General features: G+C 49.3%; 19 protein-coding genes and 1 tRNA gene. All 20 read right to left on the reverse strand.

From position 1 onward, the window contains the following. Window positions 1-806 precede the first annotated feature (806 nt). The 20 genes from GX364_03055 to GX364_03150 all read right to left on the reverse strand — a co-directional run bounded on the left by GX364_03055 (window position 807) and on the right by GX364_03150 (window position 17,231). Window positions 807-882, reverse strand: a tRNA-Thr gene (locus GX364_03055). A 139-nt stretch (window positions 883-1,021) separates the two neighbouring features. Next, window positions 1,022-1,780, reverse strand: a complete 759-nt coding sequence (locus GX364_03060; GenBank protein NLI69830.1) for an SDR family oxidoreductase — start codon at window positions 1,778-1,780, stop codon at window positions 1,022-1,024. Between the two features lie 112 nt (window positions 1,781-1,892). Further along, a complete protein-coding gene (locus GX364_03065; GenBank protein NLI69831.1) occupies window positions 1,893-2,636 on the reverse strand; it encodes a UPF0280 family protein in 744 nt (247 codons plus the stop codon). Next, the gene (locus tag GX364_03070) at window positions 2,633-3,052 is read right to left on the reverse strand and encodes a 4Fe-4S binding protein (protein NLI69832.1); all 420 of its coding nucleotides are present in this window, start codon (window positions 3,050-3,052) and stop codon (window positions 2,633-2,635) included. The genes GX364_03065 and GX364_03070 overlap by 4 nt, the downstream gene beginning before the upstream one ends. Window positions 3,053-3,214: 162 nt before the next feature. Beyond that, window positions 3,215-4,405, reverse strand: a complete 1,191-nt coding sequence (locus GX364_03075; GenBank protein ID NLI69833.1) for a hypothetical protein — start codon at window positions 4,403-4,405, stop codon at window positions 3,215-3,217. Window positions 4,406-4,795: 390 nt separating this feature from the next. Then, window positions 4,796-5,587, reverse strand: coding sequence for a protein-glutamate O-methyltransferase CheR (locus GX364_03080; GenBank protein NLI69834.1), 792 nt, complete (start codon window positions 5,585-5,587; stop codon window positions 4,796-4,798). Window positions 5,588-5,598: 11 nt separating this feature from the next. Then, the gene (locus GX364_03085; protein ID NLI69835.1) at window positions 5,599-6,684 is read right to left on the reverse strand and encodes a chemotaxis response regulator protein-glutamate methylesterase; all 1,086 of its coding nucleotides are present in this window, start codon (window positions 6,682-6,684) and stop codon (window positions 5,599-5,601) included. After that, on the reverse strand, window positions 6,681-7,166 hold the full coding sequence (locus GX364_03090) for a chemotaxis protein CheD (GenBank protein NLI69836.1): 486 nt from the start codon (window positions 7,164-7,166) through the stop codon (window positions 6,681-6,683). The genes GX364_03085 and GX364_03090 overlap by 4 nt, the downstream gene beginning before the upstream one ends. A 6-nt stretch (window positions 7,167-7,172) precedes the next feature. Continuing rightward, window positions 7,173-7,778 (reverse strand): chemotaxis protein CheC, encoded by a 606-nt coding sequence (locus tag GX364_03095; GenBank protein ID NLI69837.1) that lies wholly within the window; start codon window positions 7,776-7,778, stop codon window positions 7,173-7,175. 7 nt (window positions 7,779-7,785) lie between these two features. Continuing rightward, window positions 7,786-8,157 (reverse strand): response regulator, encoded by a 372-nt coding sequence (locus GX364_03100; GenBank protein ID NLI69838.1) that lies wholly within the window; start codon window positions 8,155-8,157, stop codon window positions 7,786-7,788. After that, window positions 8,150-10,216, reverse strand: a complete 2,067-nt coding sequence (locus GX364_03105; protein NLI69839.1) for a chemotaxis protein CheA — start codon at window positions 10,214-10,216, stop codon at window positions 8,150-8,152. Before GX364_03105 ends, GX364_03100 begins: the two co-directional genes overlap by 8 nt. Window positions 10,217-10,234: 18 nt before the next feature. Next, a complete protein-coding gene (locus GX364_03110; protein ID NLI69840.1) occupies window positions 10,235-10,711 on the reverse strand; it encodes a chemotaxis protein CheW in 477 nt (158 codons plus the stop codon). Between the two features lie 43 nt (window positions 10,712-10,754). Beyond that, on the reverse strand, window positions 10,755-11,927 hold the full coding sequence (gene fliY, locus GX364_03115) for a flagellar motor switch phosphatase FliY (GenBank protein NLI69841.1): 1,173 nt from the start codon (window positions 11,925-11,927) through the stop codon (window positions 10,755-10,757). Window positions 11,928-11,997: 70 nt separating this feature from the next. Then, window positions 11,998-12,351 (reverse strand): flagellar motor switch protein FliN, encoded by a 354-nt coding sequence (locus GX364_03120; protein NLI69842.1) that lies wholly within the window; start codon window positions 12,349-12,351, stop codon window positions 11,998-12,000. A gap of 1 nt (window position 12,352) precedes the next feature. Beyond that, complete coding sequence (fliM, locus tag GX364_03125) at window positions 12,353-13,345, reverse strand: flagellar motor switch protein FliM (GenBank protein ID NLI69843.1); 993 nt, start codon at window positions 13,343-13,345, stop codon at window positions 12,353-12,355. Window positions 13,346-13,392: 47 nt separating this feature from the next. Beyond that, window positions 13,393-14,196, reverse strand: coding sequence for a flagellar hook-basal body protein (locus GX364_03130; protein ID NLI69844.1), 804 nt, complete (start codon window positions 14,194-14,196; stop codon window positions 13,393-13,395). 94 nt (window positions 14,197-14,290) lie between these two features. After that, entirely contained in the window at window positions 14,291-15,091 is an 801-nt protein-coding gene (locus GX364_03135) for a flagellar hook-basal body protein (protein ID NLI69845.1), read from the reverse strand. A gap of 70 nt (window positions 15,092-15,161) precedes the next feature. Beyond that, window positions 15,162-15,632 (reverse strand): DUF2802 domain-containing protein, encoded by a 471-nt coding sequence (locus GX364_03140; protein ID NLI69846.1) that lies wholly within the window; start codon window positions 15,630-15,632, stop codon window positions 15,162-15,164. Window positions 15,633-15,661: 29 nt separating this feature from the next. Beyond that, on the reverse strand, window positions 15,662-16,411 hold the full coding sequence (locus GX364_03145; GenBank protein ID NLI69847.1) for a FliA/WhiG family RNA polymerase sigma factor: 750 nt from the start codon (window positions 16,409-16,411) through the stop codon (window positions 15,662-15,664). 61 nt (window positions 16,412-16,472) lie between these two features. Next, window positions 16,473-17,231, reverse strand: coding sequence for a PilZ domain-containing protein (locus GX364_03150; GenBank protein NLI69848.1), 759 nt, complete (start codon window positions 17,229-17,231; stop codon window positions 16,473-16,475). Window positions 17,232-17,235: the final 4 nt, after the last annotated feature.

A 17,235-nucleotide genomic window follows, 5' to 3' on the forward strand; every position in this document is an offset into this window, starting at 1 on the left:
AACACCTCCAATCTTCACGTCCTGTGAAGTATCCGGCTGCCGACATCACGTCGGCAGTCCCGTTTCGCTTCCTCGCCTTCACCGGCTATGGCAACCATTCACTCTATGTCGCTGTCGCCAACATATCGGTACGGGAAAAGATAAAAACTAGGAACCAATTTAGGCCAATAATATGCGGTTATGGCCAAAATTGATTGTAAGAGAAAAGTAAGTGGTCAAGATTCCTCGTCGCGGCTAACAACAGCCGTTCGCTCGGAATGACAGGAAACAAAAAAAGAGAAAAAAACAGGAACCAGTTTATGCCGGTAGTAGGGTGTATACGAGGAGGGGATTCTTCGGTCGCGGCAAACTACAGCCGCTCTCTCAGAATGACAGGTAGTGCATCTTCTCCCGTGGGTAGGAGGGCTTTTACGTTGTCATTCAGAACAAGCGGTTTTTCGCAAATACACAAGCACTATGCCCTAGGGGGAAAGTAATGCTAAAATGCCAACCTGAATTGGTAAGCATAGCACAGCGTGGAATCTCGAGCAATGGAAAACAGTATGCTTGACTGTAGTGGTGCTGATGTCGCAAAAAATAAAAATGATGGCATAATGAACAGGAACCTTTCCCGGCCATTGCCGCCATGCGAGGGGCAGCATTTACACGGGGATAGAAAATAATGGATCGGTATTTGATCAATATCCCCGTGCGGGGAACAACCTTTTTGGGGAACGAATTCGTCTGTATGGTGTTATGTCAACGCCGGTTTCAAGCCCACCATCATTCCCCAATAAACAAAAATGCCCGGGGTTTCCCGGGCATGGTGGAGCCGGCAAGAGGACTCGAACCCCCAACATGCTGATTACGATTCAGCTGCTCTGCCAATTGAGCTATGCCGGCCCGAACATGATTACCGTATAGGAATTATAACTTACCGGCAATTTTTAAGCAAGACACAATATCCACCGCAAAACCGGCGGGGAGAAAATTAACAAAACTCCATTATAAAGCCCGGTCAGTCATGGTGTCAGTTTTCCCTCTAGATTGCCATGGCGCCGCCATCCACAGTGATGGTCTGCCCGGTAATGAAGTCCGATGCCTCCGAGGAGAGGAAGAGGATCACCTTGACGATATCCTCCGGTTCAGCAATCCTGCAAAGGGGTATCGTTCTTTCGATTTCCTCCAGCAAGGCCGGATCGGACCAGAATGGCCTGCTGAAATCAGTTTTTACCATGCATGGAGCCACGGCATTGACAAGAATGCCGTCATCGGCGAGCTCGGCTGCCAGGACCCTGGTCAGCATCTCTATCGCCGCCTTGGCAACCCCGTAAACCCCCATTCCCGCGCTGGCCCTCGAGCCGGCTATGGAAGAAATATTGACGATCTTCCCTGCTTTCTGTTCCTTCATGATCCTGGAGGCATGCACTGCACAGAGATAGGTACCGTTAAGATTCGAGTCGATGATTTTTTTCCAGAGGGAGTAATCGATGTCGGTTACAGAACTGGTCATGATATTCATGCCCACGTTGTTGATCAGGATATCCAGCCGGCCGAAATGTTCTTTCACCTTGCCAAAGAGATTGTCCACCTCATCCTCCCGGGCAATATGTGCAGGGACCATGAGCAAATTGTCAGCGCCCCCCAATTCTGCTCCGGCGCGATCCAGGCCTTCCTGTTTCCGCGCACATATAGCCACTTTCGCCTTCTGTGCCAACATGTTGCGTGCAATTTCCAGGCCCATCCCCCGGCTACCGCCGGTTACCAGGGCTACCTTTCCTTCAAGATTGAAATCGATCATCTATCGATCCCCTCCCCTATCATTTCAATTTGTGGTTGTGCCCGATCTCGGATGTAAACTTGAAAGGGCCGGTAAGAACCCGCCCCGAAGAACCAACGACAGAAAAACCATGTCAACAGAGTTTTATCTTGCCCCAGGCGGCCAGCCTGTCTTCACAAATCACCAGCGCACCCGTGACACCTTTTATTGCACTCACGAAATGGAGAGCTTCTTCCAGGCATTCTTTATCCTTGACCGCATTGCCGAGGGCCGTGGCCGCTGCATCGGCCAGAGGGGTGGAGGGCGAAAACACCACGGCGGCATCTGCTTTCCCCATACTGAAAGCATGGCCCACTGTCCCCGACGAGGTGCATATTCCCGCGGGGGTATCACCGGGTGGAATCTCCACACCCACTCTGCCACTCAGCGGCGAATCCCCCGCATGGATGCCGACCTTGCAAGGCCTTTCTGTCTTGAGAAATATATCGCCGCCGTTTTCCACGATCACGTTACGTGTCCTTCGAAGAAGGAATTCTCCTACCCCCTCGGCGAAGGCTCCTGCCACCGCGGCCATCGGTCCGACTCCGGCGGCATTTCCGGCCATGATCATCCGTTGCACAATGGGGGGAACTTCTTCATTTTCACCAACCGGATAGGGTTGGAGAGTTCTTCCAAACTCCGGGTATTTGCCGATGTAGTTCTCCAGATCCAGCCTGCACCGCCGGAGATACTCCCTGGTGTCTTCGGCCAGCCGACAACAATCGAGATCATGATCGGCATCGAAAGCTACCCAGAGATCGGTTTCCTTTATTTTTACCGTGAATGATCTCATCCCGCCATGCCGGATCATCTCACGATAATTTCGTACAGCCTTCATCCCGCATTCTCCATGAGAGTTTCCATCGCTCTGGCCGGGCATGTTTTCAGGCAATGTTCACAGGCAATACATCTGGTCTCGTCAAATGCCACGGTCATCTCCGGCCTCTGGATATGGAGCGCCCCGGTAGGGCAAATTATGGAGCAGACACCACAGTGGGTGCATCTATCTTCCCGCCATATGATCTGCTGTTTCAGGGTGTCAATCTTCACGCCCTTGGACTTCAACCAATCTATCCCTTTTTTGAAATTGTTCTTGTTGCCGCCAAGCTCTACAACCAGACTGCCTTCTTTACGCGGATTTATTTTGGCCCGCAATATATTGACCATGAGATCATAGTCCCGGACCAGATAATAGATAAACGGCTGTTCCACCGTCGAAGCCGGGAAATGAAGAACTACCTTCTGTTTGATCATCCCGAACGCCTCCCCTCAATCATTTTCCGTAGCCCATTCATGCACGTATGACTGTCAAGAAACAGGTAGTCTTTGCGGCCGATTCATTTTTTACAGCAAGGATTGCCTCACTGACCGAAACAGATTCCACATGGCAAGGCCTGGTGATGACAGTCCCGCCGATCAATCTCTGGATTTCAACGTGATATTTGCGTCATGCCCCGGTAGCATCGCAGATGCTCCGGTCAGCAGAAAATCCCCTTTCAAGATCCATTCTTTCAGTGTCTCCGCGATCTCCCTTGCACCGGCGTAACTTGAAAGTGGCGCCGCCACCACTTCCTTGCCATCTATATTGATGATACCCGATTTCAAATCGGCATAACTGCATAACCCCAGATTGCCGCTTTCCCGTTGCGGGTAAACCTGGCTATAATCCACGACAGGCGCAAATATTTCTTCGTCTTTGACCGCGGTATACTTCAATATTTCCTCGTTGATGATGGGAATCGGCACCCCGATACCCACCTTCAAGGTTGCCCCATAACCGACAAAACTCAGACCCCTCAACCAGCGGCTATCCATCTGTTTCATATCTCCGATCAGGGCAAGTGTTGCGGCGGATCCGCTGGGCGTTCCATTATCTTCACGGGGCACGCAGGGATTGTGCTGGGTCCCGTTCCAGGCCACATAACCTGTACCTCCCCCCAGGAATATCCTGGTACCGATACCGATAGTCTTCAAGTATGGATCGTTCAAAAGGGGGCTCAACTGGCCTGCGGAACTGTAATTGGCATTGCCCATCCTGGGCTTGAGGATTCCCATGTACGTATATATGGTCCGTTCGGAAAGGTTTACTCCCACGTTGTAATTCTGGTAAGCATTGCGTGGATTGAAGAGAAAAGCCTCGTTTATGTCTGCCAGGGAGAAACGTGTCTCGACTTTTTTCAGAGGATAACAGTCCGTGCCGTACGCACGGGCTTCGAAGGCAACTTCCTTGCCGGCAACCAGGTCCTCGATTACATGGCCGCCGCCGTAATTGAATTCGCCCGGATGCTTCTGATTGGCGGGATCGTTCAAGGGCAGGGATGTTGCCCCGATATACAGATCCACAGCCGCTATCCCGGCATATGCAGGAACCCCGTTGATGAAGGCTTCGGAAAGTTTTATTCTTGGTTTGGTATGGCCCACATTCAGAAATGCACCGGAGGAACACATGGGGCCAAATGTGCCCGTCGTAACCACATCCACATTGGCAGCTGTTTTCTCGAGGCCATCTTTTTCCACCAGGGAGATGATCTCTTCTGCAGTAACGACTACCGCTTCTCCCTTTTTTATTTTTTCATTTATACCGGCAATAGTCTTCTCTTTACCCACGCCTGCTCCCCCTTCTTCCCTTCTCGAAATTGCATGCCTTGTAAATTACCTGACATGCATACGATAAATCAATTAAAACATAGCTGGCGCCTCATGGCAATCCCACATCAGCAATTGGCCGAACCATATTTCTTTTGAAATAAAGATCCCCATGAGCTTGCATCGCCTGCCCCGATGATATCAGCACGGGGTTTTTCCTGCAATTTGCACCCGGCCACAATGAAATACACTTGCATGATTGTGTTCGGCATACCTGAAAAACAAAATAAAGTATCAATTGTCCGGCCAGGAACAGCAAAACTTTTTCTTTCCCCCCGGAACAGACACCCCTTCCGGAATCTGCAACAGGCTTACATTCGTTGGCAGAAAACCGATCCAACAATGGTAAATTCAAAAGGATTTCCTGTAGATAGCAGGATATTTCCGTTGCAGCCCGAATGTACGGGGGTCATTGATGTACTCCGCGCAACCGATAACGAGATAACTTCCTTCGTCCAGCAAATCAGAGAAATAATGAATGATCCGTTCCTGGACCGCAGTTTTAAAATAAATAAAAACATTGCGGCATAGAATGAGGTGCAACGGTTTCTTGTTCCCGGTTCTCAGCTCCAGAATATTTTCCTGGAAAAAACGTATCTTCCTCCTGTATCTGTCATCAATAACATAGTTTCCATCCCTGTAGGCAAAACATTTTTGCAACAGGTTCTTTGGAACACTGTCAACCTGGCGTTCATTGTAAGCCCCCACCCGGGCATATTCCAGCGCCCTGGTATCAAAATCACTGGCCATTATGTGGGACCGGGACAACAGCTTCAGTTCATCAAGGATGATGGACAATGTGTAAGGCTCTTCCCCGTTGGCGCAACCGACACTCCAGAATCTCAATTTTGCATGTTTCTGTTTGAGCTCATCAAGGACGTTGTTTTTGATCCTGTCAAAAACAACTGCATCACGAAAAAAACCCGAGGTGTTGATGGTGATGTAATGCATGAATCTATGCATGAAATCGGCGTCGTTGGATAACCTGATGAACAGTTCATGGAAATCGTCACATTTTTCACGTTGCATCATGTGTCGTATCCTGCGTTCCATCTGCTGGTCCTTGTACGATTCAAGGTCAAGTCCGGTTTTACTGTAAAACCTTGATTTGAATTTCCCATAGTCCCATTCTTCCTTGAACAAAGCAACTCTCCTCATTCCAGATCGGACAATGTGTCCGTTTTACAATTGTTTCTCTTCAAACTGTATACCTGGTTCACGATCTGTGTGGACATGGCCGACAATTGTTCTATGGAATCGCAATGGCCTGTTTTGATAACCGCTTCCGGCATACCTTTCACCACAGAGGTAAGTGGATCCTGGGCCATTACTATCACCTTTTCCTTTTTATTGTTCTTCAGAAGTTGCACTCCTTTTTTACCATCATGCCCCATGCCGGTTAAAACCACGGCTACTACCGGCAGCGGCAGCCAAACAAGTGATTCGAACATCACATCTACAGCCGGTCGAACATGGTTCACCTTGCACCCACTGTCAATGACAATCTTCCTGTCTTTTACTTTGAGATGAAACCCCCCGGGAGCGATCAAGACTTCCCCTTCCAGCAGAAGGTCCCCTTCCTGCGCCTCTTTGACCGCGAGGTTGGATATCCGGTCCAGTCTCTGGGCCAGGGAAGCTGTAAAACCTGCGGGCATATGCTGGGTAATGAGCGTTGCTGCCGGCAAATCAGCGGGTAATTCCTTCAAAATTTCCTCGATAGCCCGGGGGCCGCCCGTGGAAGCACCGATAGCCACCACTACTTCAGCTTCCTGTTTATCCCCCCGTTTTTTCCGGGGAATTGCTCCGGGGTACCTCAATCGACCGGAATATAATCTGGCCCCGGAAGCACCCCTGATTTTGGCTGGAAGAACCTTCTTCAATTCCTCAATGGTGTCGCCGATACCGGTCAGGGGCTTTGCTACAAAATCAACTGCTCCATGGATCAGCGCCTCCATCGTTTTTTCGCTGCCCCGCTGTGTATAGCTGCTGATGATAATGACCGGCAGGGGGTCCCTGGCCATGATTGTTTTCAGTGTGGAGATGCCATCAAGTTTGGGCATCTCCAGATCCATGGTCACCACGTCCGGAGACAACAATTTGATCTTTTTGAGGGCGTTTTCACCATCGTAGGCGGTTCCTGCCAGCTCCATGTCATCCTGCTTACACACGATGTCGGAAATTATCTTGCGCATGAGTGCCGAATCATCCACAACCAGAACACGAATTTTTTTGGTTTTCATAGTATTTTTTCTTCCCGTCCTATGGTGGTAATATAAACCCTTCCCGTCTCTACCTCTATCCTCATGGTCCGGCCATGATTGCCCCCTGTATCTTCAGCAATGAGGGGAATGGCGCATTTTTTCAATGTCTGCTTGACCATCTCCACATTCTTCTCCCCAATTTTTATGGCAGCCTTGTTCAGATCGAACAACTGACTTCCCCCGGAAATCTTGGCCCATATCTTTTTTCGATCCGCTCCCGCCAGTTCCATCCTGTTGATCAAAACAGGAATGGCTGTATCGGCGTACTTGGCGGGGTTTGGTTCCAGGCTGCCCCTCCTGGAAAAATATCGGCTATCATAGAGCAGAACATGGGCCAGACCCGCAACCCTGACCTGACGGTCATACAGGGCAATCCCTACACAGGAACCCAACCCGACCGTCATTAAAATACCCGCACTTTTGAGCACGGCCAGATCTGCTATTTTAACTTTCAGGATCATCTTCCATTAAACTCCCATGATATTGAAAATACGTTCCATTGACCCCTGGTACGGAAAGACGATGACGTTACCCGTGATGTCATCTTTTTCTGTGGATATAGATGTTACGGAGAGGATCAGATAATCTTCGACCATGAATGTTTCAGCAAGGATCGTTCCCAGTATGGCTCCCCCCATGTCCAGCGCCATGTTTGGCGGTGAAGGCATGATGGTAATTCCCGTCAGGGCAGAAAGCGCATTCAGATAGGCACTGTTCACAATGTTGCCTATCTCTGTCAATGCCGAACGCTCCATCTCTCCCATTTTTTCCGAGGGGGTCGGCAATACTTTGCGGACCAGCACCTGCGCAGATTTTTCGGGGAGAATCAAGATAATCATCAATTTGAAATCTTCACTTCGTGCTTCAAAAAAAATAGCCGCAACGGGCTGTTCTTCCTCGATAAAAGCGGTAATATCCTGCAAAGGAATGACTACCACTTCCGGCACTTCCATACTTATTTTCTCATTATTCAACATCTCTGATAGAGAGGTCGCTGCATTTCCCACGCCGATATTGGCCAGTTCCTTCAAAAAATCAAGCCGCGTTTCGCTTATCCGGGGTATTTGAGCCATCTGCCCTTCATCCTCCCTGATTGGATACTTTGTTCAATGCCTCGATGATACGGTCCGGCCTGAAAGGTTTGACGATAAAATCCATGGCTCCCGAATTGAGCGCCTCGATAACCACTGATTTCTGCCCCATCGCGCTGACCACGATAATTTTGGCCGCCTCATCTATTTTCATGATCTCTTTTATCGCTGTTATCCCGTTCATGTTGGGCATGGTTATGTCCATAGTTACCAGGGATGGCTTCAATTCCCTGAACATTTCCACGGCTTTCACTCCATCCCCCGCCTCCCCGATAACCTTGTATCCGTTTCTTTCCAGAACACTCCTCAGCGTCATTCTCATAAAAGCAGTATCATCAATGATTAACACGGTTTTATCCAACTTCCACCCTCCTATCTTCCAACAGGCCGATTATATCCAGAATCAAGGTTACGCGCCCATCTCCCAGAACTGTTGCCCCCGTGATGCCCTTTATACCCTGAAGATAATGCCCCAGCGATTTGATCACGATTTCCTGCTGGCCGATCAGCTGTTCCACCATGAACCCGGCTTTCCTGTCACCGACTTCGATGATCACCACCGGATATTCGGAGACCCCTTCCGGGCTTTCCACGCTGGTATCGAGCAAACTGCCCAGATCGTATAGAGATATCACCTCTCCGCGGATATCGATAACCCGCTTTTTTTGTATGGACTTGATCTGGTGGGATTTGATAAACACATTCTCACGAATCGATTCTATGGGGATGGCAAAAATCTGCTCTCCCGTCCTGACCAGCAATGCCTTGATAATAGCAAAGGTCAGCGGAAAGCGCAGTATGAACTTGGTTCCCCGGTTCACTTCACTTTTTATCTCGATGGAACCGCGCATCGACTCTATATTGTATTTTACAGCATCCAGGCCTACACCCCTGCCCGAAACCTGCGTAACTGTCGAGGAAGTGCTGAAACCACTGTAAAATATCAGGTTGAGGATTTCCTGTTCCGACATCCGCGACAGTTCATCCTCGCTGGCAATCCCTTTTTCAAGGGCTGCTTTCTCGATACTTTCAGGATCGATCCCCCTTCCGTCATCTTCTACCATGATGACAACATAGCTACTTTCATGAAATGCTTTCAATTTGATTTTCCCCGTTCTATCCTTCCCCCCCGCTATCCTCTCATCGATGTCCTCGATACCATGGTCGATGGCGTTGCGCAGAAGATGTACCAGCGGATCGGGCAACTGGTTTATGATTGAACGGTCCAATTCTGTTTCCTCACCGCTTATCTCGATCTGTATGTCTTTTCCACTTTCCCTGCTGATATCCCGTACCATGCGTGGAAAACGTTCAAAAACCTGCTTGATGGGCACCATCCTCAGTTTCATGGCCACATCCTGCAGGTTCGTAATTATTCTTTCCATCTGCTCGAGCGAGTGATCCAGATCCTCCCGCAGCCCCGTACCTTTTTCCAGCACGCTGTTCCTGGTGATCACCATCTCGCCGATCAGGTTGATCAGTTCGTCCAATTTGGCAGTTTCCACCCGTACCGTCTTCTCTATCAGCCCGGTCCGGGAAACCGGTTTCGGAGCTTCGGGGCCAGTTGTTTTTTCTTTCCTGGCAAGAGTTCTCTCTTTATCCCTGGGCCTGTCATCCCGTGCACCCGGAGTTTGATCGATATCTTCCTCCGTAGAAACAGGCTTTATATCCGGTGCCTCCACCACCTCCACTTTTTCCACATCGGCTATTTTCAACAATCCTTCCTCCACTTTCCTCATGGAAAGGGAAGGGCTGACAATGGCTACCTTGAAGCTGCAATCGAATTTTTCCTCATCGAGGTCCTCCATGGAAGGTTCCGTGGAAACGATCTCACCAAAATCCTCCAGGGCGCGAATTACCATATATGAACGTACAGACTTCATCATCGTTTCCCTGTGCAAGATGACCCTGACCAGATAGGTAAATTCGCCCCTGGTACGGGCTGCGGACAAAAATTCTTTTTCCTCGGCATTGAAATCAAATGTTACAGGCGCCTCTTCGTCGTCGGTGGAAGGGACCGGGGTTTCCATTCCCGGTTCGCCATTTTTCTGCAGATGTCGTTCCAACTTCTCCAACAACCGTGTCGCAGCTGTTTTCTCCTTCTCTTCGGGAGCCTCCGGGAAAATGATCAGCCCCTGAAAAACATCGACAGAATCAAAGAGAAGATCGATCGTCTCCGCGGTCACGGAAAATTCACCGGACTTCAATTTTTCAAGATAGAATTCCAGGCGATGGGAAACCTGGGTTAAAAGTTCGTAACCCATGGTTCCGGCCATGCCCTTGAGGCTATGGACAATCCTGAACATTTCCTGCAGATTTTCAAGGTTCTCAGGATCTTTTTCCATCTTTAACAAACAATTATTGAGGATTTGCAGATACTCGTTTGCCTCGGATAAAAACAGCTCCCTGTACTCGTCCATATGAACGCCCCTTTTTACTTATTGAGAATCTGCCTCCGGCAGGGTCAGCTTTTCGAAAGTAATATTTTCTTCGGTGGTCAATATCCTTTCAAGGTTGAGGATTATGATCAGGCGTTCATCCATCTTGCCTATTCCTTGAATCAAATCATTGTGGGTTCCGGCCACATCCGTCGGAGGAAGCTGAATGGAGTTTTTCGGCAGGCGGATAACTTCAGTAACCGCATCCACGATCAACCCCACCTCATCATCCTCGATCTCTACAATGATGATTCTGCCACTTTCGTCCCGCCCCTCGATACGTTCCAATCCAAATTTCTTGCAGAGGTCGATAACCGGTATGATCTCGCCCCTGAGATTGATAACCCCCTCGATAAAATCAATGGAACGGGGGAGGGGGGTAATCTTGGTTATCTTCAGAACTTCTCTTACTTGCTTTATATCAACGGCAAACTCTTCATTTTCCAGGACAAACGCAACCAGTTGCACCTCGCCCATGCTGTCTTGTTCTTTGGTATCCTCCAATCTACCCACCCCGCTTTCACTTGACAGCACCTTTCTGTAACATCTTGGGAAGTTTGGACTCGATGGAAGTAATTCTAACCCCCAATTTCCCGTCGACCACAACTATCTCACCTTTGGCCACCATCTGGTCGTTAACCAGAACATCAACGGGTTCTTTGGCATAACGTCTCAAAGGTACAAGGCTGCCTTTTCCGACAGAAAAGAGGTCGCCCATCGGTAAAACATTCTTCCCCAGGACCACGGTCAATTCAATCGGTATATCCTTGACCATCTCCAGCTTCTGCATTCTTTCCTTCAACGTAAGCGTTTTCTCTTTTTTACCGGCAAGATCCGGATTTTCTTTTGACCATATGATCCGGTTGATTTCCTCGTCCGTTTCGGTTTCGGGGGATATTTCAGGTTCCGGTTGAAGGATGCCATCCATTTTTTCCGCAGCACTATCCGGAATTTCTTCCCCCTCCGTTTCAGGCGCAATACTCACATCATCGCCTTCCTCCGGGGTCAACGAGAACCCGGATCCGGCATCGGGCAATGTAGCAGCATCATCTGCATCGGTATCGGCCATTTCCTGTTCGGGTAGCTCCATGCTTCGGTTCAGATCATCAAGTAAAGCCCGGGCCAGTTCCCGCGCTGCGTCAAGGGGAATAATAAGGATGAGGGTACTGTCAACAAGTTCCTCGACTTTCAAAATAAAGGTGGCCTGCAGCACCTTGCCTTCTGTACCGGCCAGGGATGGAGCCGGAAATTCCTTTGCCGACGGAAGGAGCCGCCCGATGACCGGAGGATTGATCGCAATCACCCGGTCAAGCATCTCCGACATCGCCGTTACAGAAAAACCAACCATCTTGTTTATAGCTTCGCCGACCACACTGTCCTGAACATCGTCCACTGCCAGCAGCCCATCCTCCGGGGCAATGTCATTCAAAAGATTGTTCAGGATCATGACATCATTTTCCTTGAAAACAAACACGTTTCCTCCCCCGAGGCCCTCGATGTAACTCACATCCACGTATATACACGGAACTACACAGCCACTCATGACATCATCAAGCGACACTTCATCCAGCTTGGGAGAAGTAATAAATACTGTTTTATCCAATAATGTTGCCAAGGCCGTGGAAGCGGAACCCATCGAGATATTCAAACATCCCAGAAGCGCATCCTTTTCAACATCGGTCAAATATTCCATCTTCAACTCACCCCGTCCCCAAAAGATTTACCGCCCTGTTTGAAAAAATAGATAAAATTATTCCACAACTTTATTCCCTATCGCGCAACTTTTCAACACGGTCAACGGGCTTCACTATGGAGGTAATGCGGATACCAAAATATTCCCCCATGGAAAGAACTTCCCCTTTGGCAAAGAGTTTGCCGTTCACCAGCAGATCAACATTTTCGTCCACCATTCTGTTCAGCTCGATGATCATGCCTGTAGAAAGATCCATTATCTCCCCGATGCTCATATTCGTATCGCCGATGCGCACGGAAATTTCCAGGGGAAAATCCAGAACCAGTTCCATCTTCTGTTCTACATCATCATCCGATGACGGGGCTTCTTTCAACAAGGCATCCAGTTCTTCCGAGGAAAGCATATGATCCCTTTTCTTCAACATCTTATGAAACAGTCCCCTTTCCTTCCACACAATCGGTAACCTGTATGGCAAGATTGTACCCTTCAACAAGACTTGGATGACCCACCAGTACAAGCTGTTCCTCTACAAAAAGTTCCAGCGGCTCCCCCTCTTTTTTGTTCAACTGCAAAACATCCCCTTCCTGCAACTGAAAGAAGTCCTCCATGGTGATGGTTGTTTTGCCGAGTAGAGCCTTGACATTTACTTCCGCGTTGGTCAGATAACCCTCCATCTCCGAGGAACTGGGGCGGAAAGAAGTCTTCTGGTACTCGTTGAACCAGTGCTGTGCAGTAAGGTTGGAGATCACTTTCTCCAACGTGATGTATGGAAAACAATAATTTATCATACTCTTGTTGTCATGTATCTGGACACTCAAAGTCACCAGTGCTATGGTCTCGCTGGAAGCGATCAGCTGGTTGAAATGGGGGTTGGTATCGATGCTCTCTATCTTGGGCGACAGCGCCGCAATACCCTTCCATACATAACTGAGGTTCTCCAGCAACTTCTCGTTGAGGTGCCGCATTACTTCCAGTTCGATCTCCGTCAGTTCCCGGCTTTTGGCCACCGACTTGCCATCCCCCCCGAAATTGAGGTCGATCAGGGAGAAGGCGCAGGAAGGATTTATTTCCAGCAAAGCAATCCCCATCTCCTCGGACATATTGAACAATGTCACCACCGTGGGTATGGAGAGGGATGAGACGAATTCCTCGTATGTAACCTGACTCACGGAAATAACCTCTATCTTGACCGGAACCCGCAGATAGGCGGTCAGAAAGTTTCCCAAAATACGTGCATAGTTGTCATGGACCACTCTCAGCGTCCTGATCTGCTCCTTGGTAAACTTGGTCGGCCTGCGAAAATCATAGGCCTTGACATCGGAAGTATCCAAAGTGGATTTATCTTCTTCTATTTGGCCGGCCGATATCGCCGATATCAAGGAATCAATCTCCGACTGGGAAAGAATATTCTTACTCACTGTATCACCACCTTACCGGTTGTAGGTAAAACAATACTATCAATCATCTAGCTCTTGATGTAAATAGTCAGTGCCCACAGCTCATCCGTGGTTATCAACGCCCTTATGTTTGATTGCAAAGCACGCTGTGTGGTAATCAGACGCACCATCTCTTCCGCAAGATCAACGTTTGACCGTTCAAGGTACTGTTGCCTGATCTTTCCATACCCGATCTGACCCGGTAGCCCGGCCAGCGCCCCTCCCGACTCTGCCGTCTGGAGATACTGCCCGTTCCGGTCGGCAGCCAACCCGGCAGGATTGATAAATCGATATAATTGAATATTGCCCAGTTCAACCGGTGCAGCATCCTCGGTAACCCACAAAGCTGCGCCTTCCGCGGTTATCACCAAAGCCCCCAGATCACCGTCCATATCCCGCAGCAGTGCAGAAAGGTTGAACGGAACATCAAGAAAATCACCCTCCGCAGTGACGATATTGGCCGCCTCGTCCAGATAAAAAGAGCCGTTTCTGGTATAGGAAACCGTGTTGTCAGGACGGATTATCCTGAAAAACCCTTCCCCTTCTATAGCCAGATCGAGAGGGCGGCTACCCTGGACCAGAGCTCCCTGGGAGAAAGAGGTCGTCAATGAAGAAATCCTTACCCCCTTGCCTGCCTGGGGGTCAAGCGCTCCAGCTCCCGGCGCTGCCGGAAGCCTACGATCCTGCACGTTACGGTACAGAAGTTCGCTGAACGAGGCATGAGACGCCTTGTAACCCGTGGTGTTTATATTGCTCATATTATCAGCAATCTGTTCCAGGGAATACTGGAATGCTCTCATACCGGTCAAATTGTTGCACAGGGCCCTGAACATGATACTCACTCCTTTGTTCACTTGTAATTATAAAACATTCCCCTATCTACCACAAGTAACCGCCGCTCGGCAGCTACCTGATCTTTGGAACGCCCTAGCGCAGGGAACCAAGCTCGTTGGCTGCCTTGTCAAGGATCCCGTCGTAAGTAATCATCACCCTCTGTGCGGATTCAAAATTACGTTTTATTTCCATGAGGGAGACCATTTCCTTGATCAGGTCCACGTTTGAACCTTCCAGAAAACGGTGAAACACCCTTACATCGAGCTCTGCATCGGTGTCCACAGGCTCAAAATAATTTTCGCCGACTTTGGTGTAATTGGCTTCGGGATCGAAGGCGGCCAACCGCAATTGACCTGCCAGGCCTCCATCAACAAAGATAGCCCCATCTTCACTTACAAAAAGGTCCCTCTCAAGGATAACCGACCCATCCTGGACCAACCTGATGAACCCATCCTCTCCCAGTACCATATGCCCCTCGGCGTTGACCAGGTAACCATCGGCGTTGAGGAAAAAATGGCCGTTGCGGGTGTTCAAGACCCGATCGCCTACCTGCACCTGAAAGAAACCGTTGCCCATCAGTGCAAAGTCAAGGCTTCTTCCTGTCTGCTGCAAATTGCCGTTTCTCATCAGCGTATAACTTTCATCTATGGCTACATTGTGAGGCATCGTTCCCACGGGCAGCGATGTTCTCTCCTGCAACCTGCCGGTTCGAGCACTGCCCTCGTTTCCCGGAACGATATTGCGTGCATAAAGAAGCCATTCCGCAAAACTGGTCTGTATGCCATCATCCCTTTTGTAGCCGGGGGTCTGCTGATTGGCAAGGTTGTTACCGATCAGTTCCATCCTGACCTGCTGTGTCAACATCGCCCCTTCCGCCATGTAAAGACCTCGCATCCTCTCTCCTCCTTCTCATCAAATTTGCATCACATTGTTTTCAAAAATTCTTTTCCGCCCATCATCTCTTTCAAAAATTGTTGTAGATTTCCCTTTCGTTCAGCTTGTTTCTCAACGACAGGATCAATTCTACCTCCCCCTGTCCGAGGCCGGTATCCCTGGCTATATCGCCCACCCCCCGGCCTTCATCCCAGAGGCCCAGAACCTCTCCCTGCTTCTGTTTTTTCAGATTCACTCTTACATTCCTGCCGGTGCTTGCACCCGTCCCGCCTTTATGTACCAAAGGAGGCCCGAGACTCAACGGCGTAACATCTGCAGGGGAGCGCCCGGTCGCAGTGAGATTGTCACCCATCTTCCTGATTTCTTCCTGGAGATTCTCTACCTCTATCTGCAAACTCATGAGTGTATCCTTGTAATCCTCATCCAGAACTTCCCGGTTCATAACATTGCTGAATGAATAATTGCCTTTTATCTGGCGCAACCAGAACCAACAGAAGACCATGGATGTCAGAAAACCCAACATAAAACCGGCGACCAGCATACCCATACCCCCTTCTGCGATGGTAAAAATCACCTCATCTTTTTACCGAGCAATTTCCGGAGCCTCTGCAAAGCACCGGCATGAATTTGTGAAACCCTGACCGCAGAAATATTCAACAATCGGGCAATTTCCTTCTGCGTCAGATCTTCATGGTAATACAGGGACAACAGGATCTGTTCCCTGTCTGTCAACTTCTTCAAGGATCGGGCAAGCAGAGCCACTCTTTCCTTTTTTTCCAGATGATCATCCGGCCCATCATCTGTGTCCGCAAGCAACTCTTCCAGCTTCAGCCCCTCGTTGTCATCCCCGGCAAACAGCACCCTTTCCATGGATATTATCGCCAGCAAATTGTAATGGGCCCAGACCTGATCCACTTCATTGACGGTCCACCCCAGTTCACGGGCAATCTCCTCCGAGGTGGGTTCCCGTTTGATTTCCTGGGCAACTTTCTCGCCGGCCTCCTGAACATGACGATATTGCGTGAAAAAAGATCTTGGTGCCCAGCTGAGTTTTCTCAACTCATCGATCATCGCCCCTTTGATTCTCAAAGACGCAAAAGATCTGAAATCAACTCCCCTGGCTGGATCAAAGCGTTCCATAGCCTCTAGCAACCCGATTATGCCGCTGCCGATAAGATCATTTTCGTCCAATGTCGGAGGCAGGGCAATGGAAAGCTTGCCGGATATTTTTCTGATCAAAGGAAGATATTCGACGATCAATTTTTCTTTGTCGGCATCGTCTCCTTTGTAGCCATACTTCTTGCCCCCGTAGCCCCCCATGATTGAAGATCGCCTCTTTCCAAAACTCTCGCTTGATCCATGCCAACAAGTATCTCTTCCTTCAAATTTCCCGTACTCGTTTCCGGGACTGATCAAATATGAATTTGATGATCGTATCCCTGGTTTTTTCATCTATATCAAAGAATGACAGGGCTACCCGGTATTTCTTCCAGGCTCCAACCTGTACGGGAAATGATCTGACCACCTTGCCCTTTACTCTCAGGCCGCCCTTCACATCTTGCAAATGAAGGCTGATAAGAAGTTCTGTCCCGCCGGTCAGGTACTTTGAACTGATGAATTGCAGTCCCCCGCCAGAGATGTCGATGGTCACGCCATGCCTGATATCATCCGTATCCTGGGCATCCATCTTCTCCCTGAAAGATTTCATGTCTGTCAATACATCTTTCTCCTCCGGTATGGCAATGAGCTCACGGTCATGTTTGCGCTCTTCATCTTCCTCTTTCTCTTCAACCTCACGGATGATCCTGTATTCCAGTTCCAGGTAACAGGGCAGGCGATAAAATTGCCGGCGCTGCTGCCTGCGTACCGAATCCGGGTAATCCACGAGGTAAAAGGGAGGGTGGCCCTTCTCCTGCCTCAGAACCTTCAATACAAAATAATACAGGGCGTCCTCACTCTCAAGATGAGATTCCCACAATGACCCCGAGCGCATGGTCAACTTGCCATGTTTCGAGATTGGCTGGCTGATGACAAGCCCCGCTTTCTTCAAATCCTGTACCACAGCCTTGTAATGGGTTCTATCATCTCTGTTGTAAATTTTTATCTGGTCATATTTTTTGAGGAAGCTTGGTTTGGCCAAAAAA

The organism is Bacillota bacterium, from assembly GCA_012518215.1.
Taxonomy (GTDB): Bacteria; Bacillota; Dethiobacteria; order DTU022; family PWGO01; genus JAAYSV01.

Excerpts from the sequence above, each read along its gene's own strand:
- GX364_03090 (NLI69836.1), bottom strand. The coding sequence starts at position 7,166 with ATGATCCTGAAAGTTAAAATAGCAGATCTGGCCGTGCTCAAAAGTGCG.
- GX364_03105 (NLI69839.1), bottom strand. The coding sequence starts at position 10,216 with ATGGACGAGTACAGGGAGCTGTTTTTATCCGAGGCAAACGAGTATCTG.
- GX364_03085 (NLI69835.1), bottom strand. The coding sequence starts at position 6,684 with ATGAAAACCAAAAAAATTCGTGTTCTGGTTGTGGATGATTCGGCACTC.
- GX364_03065 (NLI69831.1), bottom strand. The coding sequence starts at position 2,636 with ATGAAGGCTGTACGAAATTATCGTGAGATGATCCGGCATGGCGGGATG.
- GX364_03060 (NLI69830.1), bottom strand. The coding sequence starts at position 1,780 with ATGATCGATTTCAATCTTGAAGGAAAGGTAGCCCTGGTAACCGGCGGT.
- GX364_03135 (NLI69845.1), bottom strand. The coding sequence starts at position 15,091 with ATGCGAGGTCTTTACATGGCGGAAGGGGCGATGTTGACACAGCAGGTC.
- GX364_03130 (NLI69844.1), bottom strand. The coding sequence starts at position 14,196 with ATGTTCAGGGCCCTGTGCAACAATTTGACCGGTATGAGAGCATTCCAG.
- GX364_03140 (NLI69846.1), bottom strand. The coding sequence starts at position 15,632 with ATGCTGGTCGCCGGTTTTATGTTGGGTTTTCTGACATCCATGGTCTTC.
- GX364_03120 (NLI69842.1), bottom strand. The coding sequence starts at position 12,351 with ATGTTGAAGAAAAGGGATCATATGCTTTCCTCGGAAGAACTGGATGCC.
- fliY (NLI69841.1), bottom strand. The coding sequence starts at position 11,927 with ATGGAATATTTGACCGATGTTGAAAAGGATGCGCTTCTGGGATGTTTG.
- GX364_03110 (NLI69840.1), bottom strand. The coding sequence starts at position 10,711 with ATGGGCGAGGTGCAACTGGTTGCGTTTGTCCTGGAAAATGAAGAGTTT.
- GX364_03095 (NLI69837.1), bottom strand. The coding sequence starts at position 7,778 with ATGGCTCAAATACCCCGGATAAGCGAAACGCGGCTTGATTTTTTGAAG.
- GX364_03070 (NLI69832.1), bottom strand. The coding sequence starts at position 3,052 with ATGATCAAACAGAAGGTAGTTCTTCATTTCCCGGCTTCGACGGTGGAA.
- GX364_03145 (NLI69847.1), bottom strand. The coding sequence starts at position 16,411 with ATGGGGGGCTACGGGGGCAAGAAGTATGGCTACAAAGGAGACGATGCC.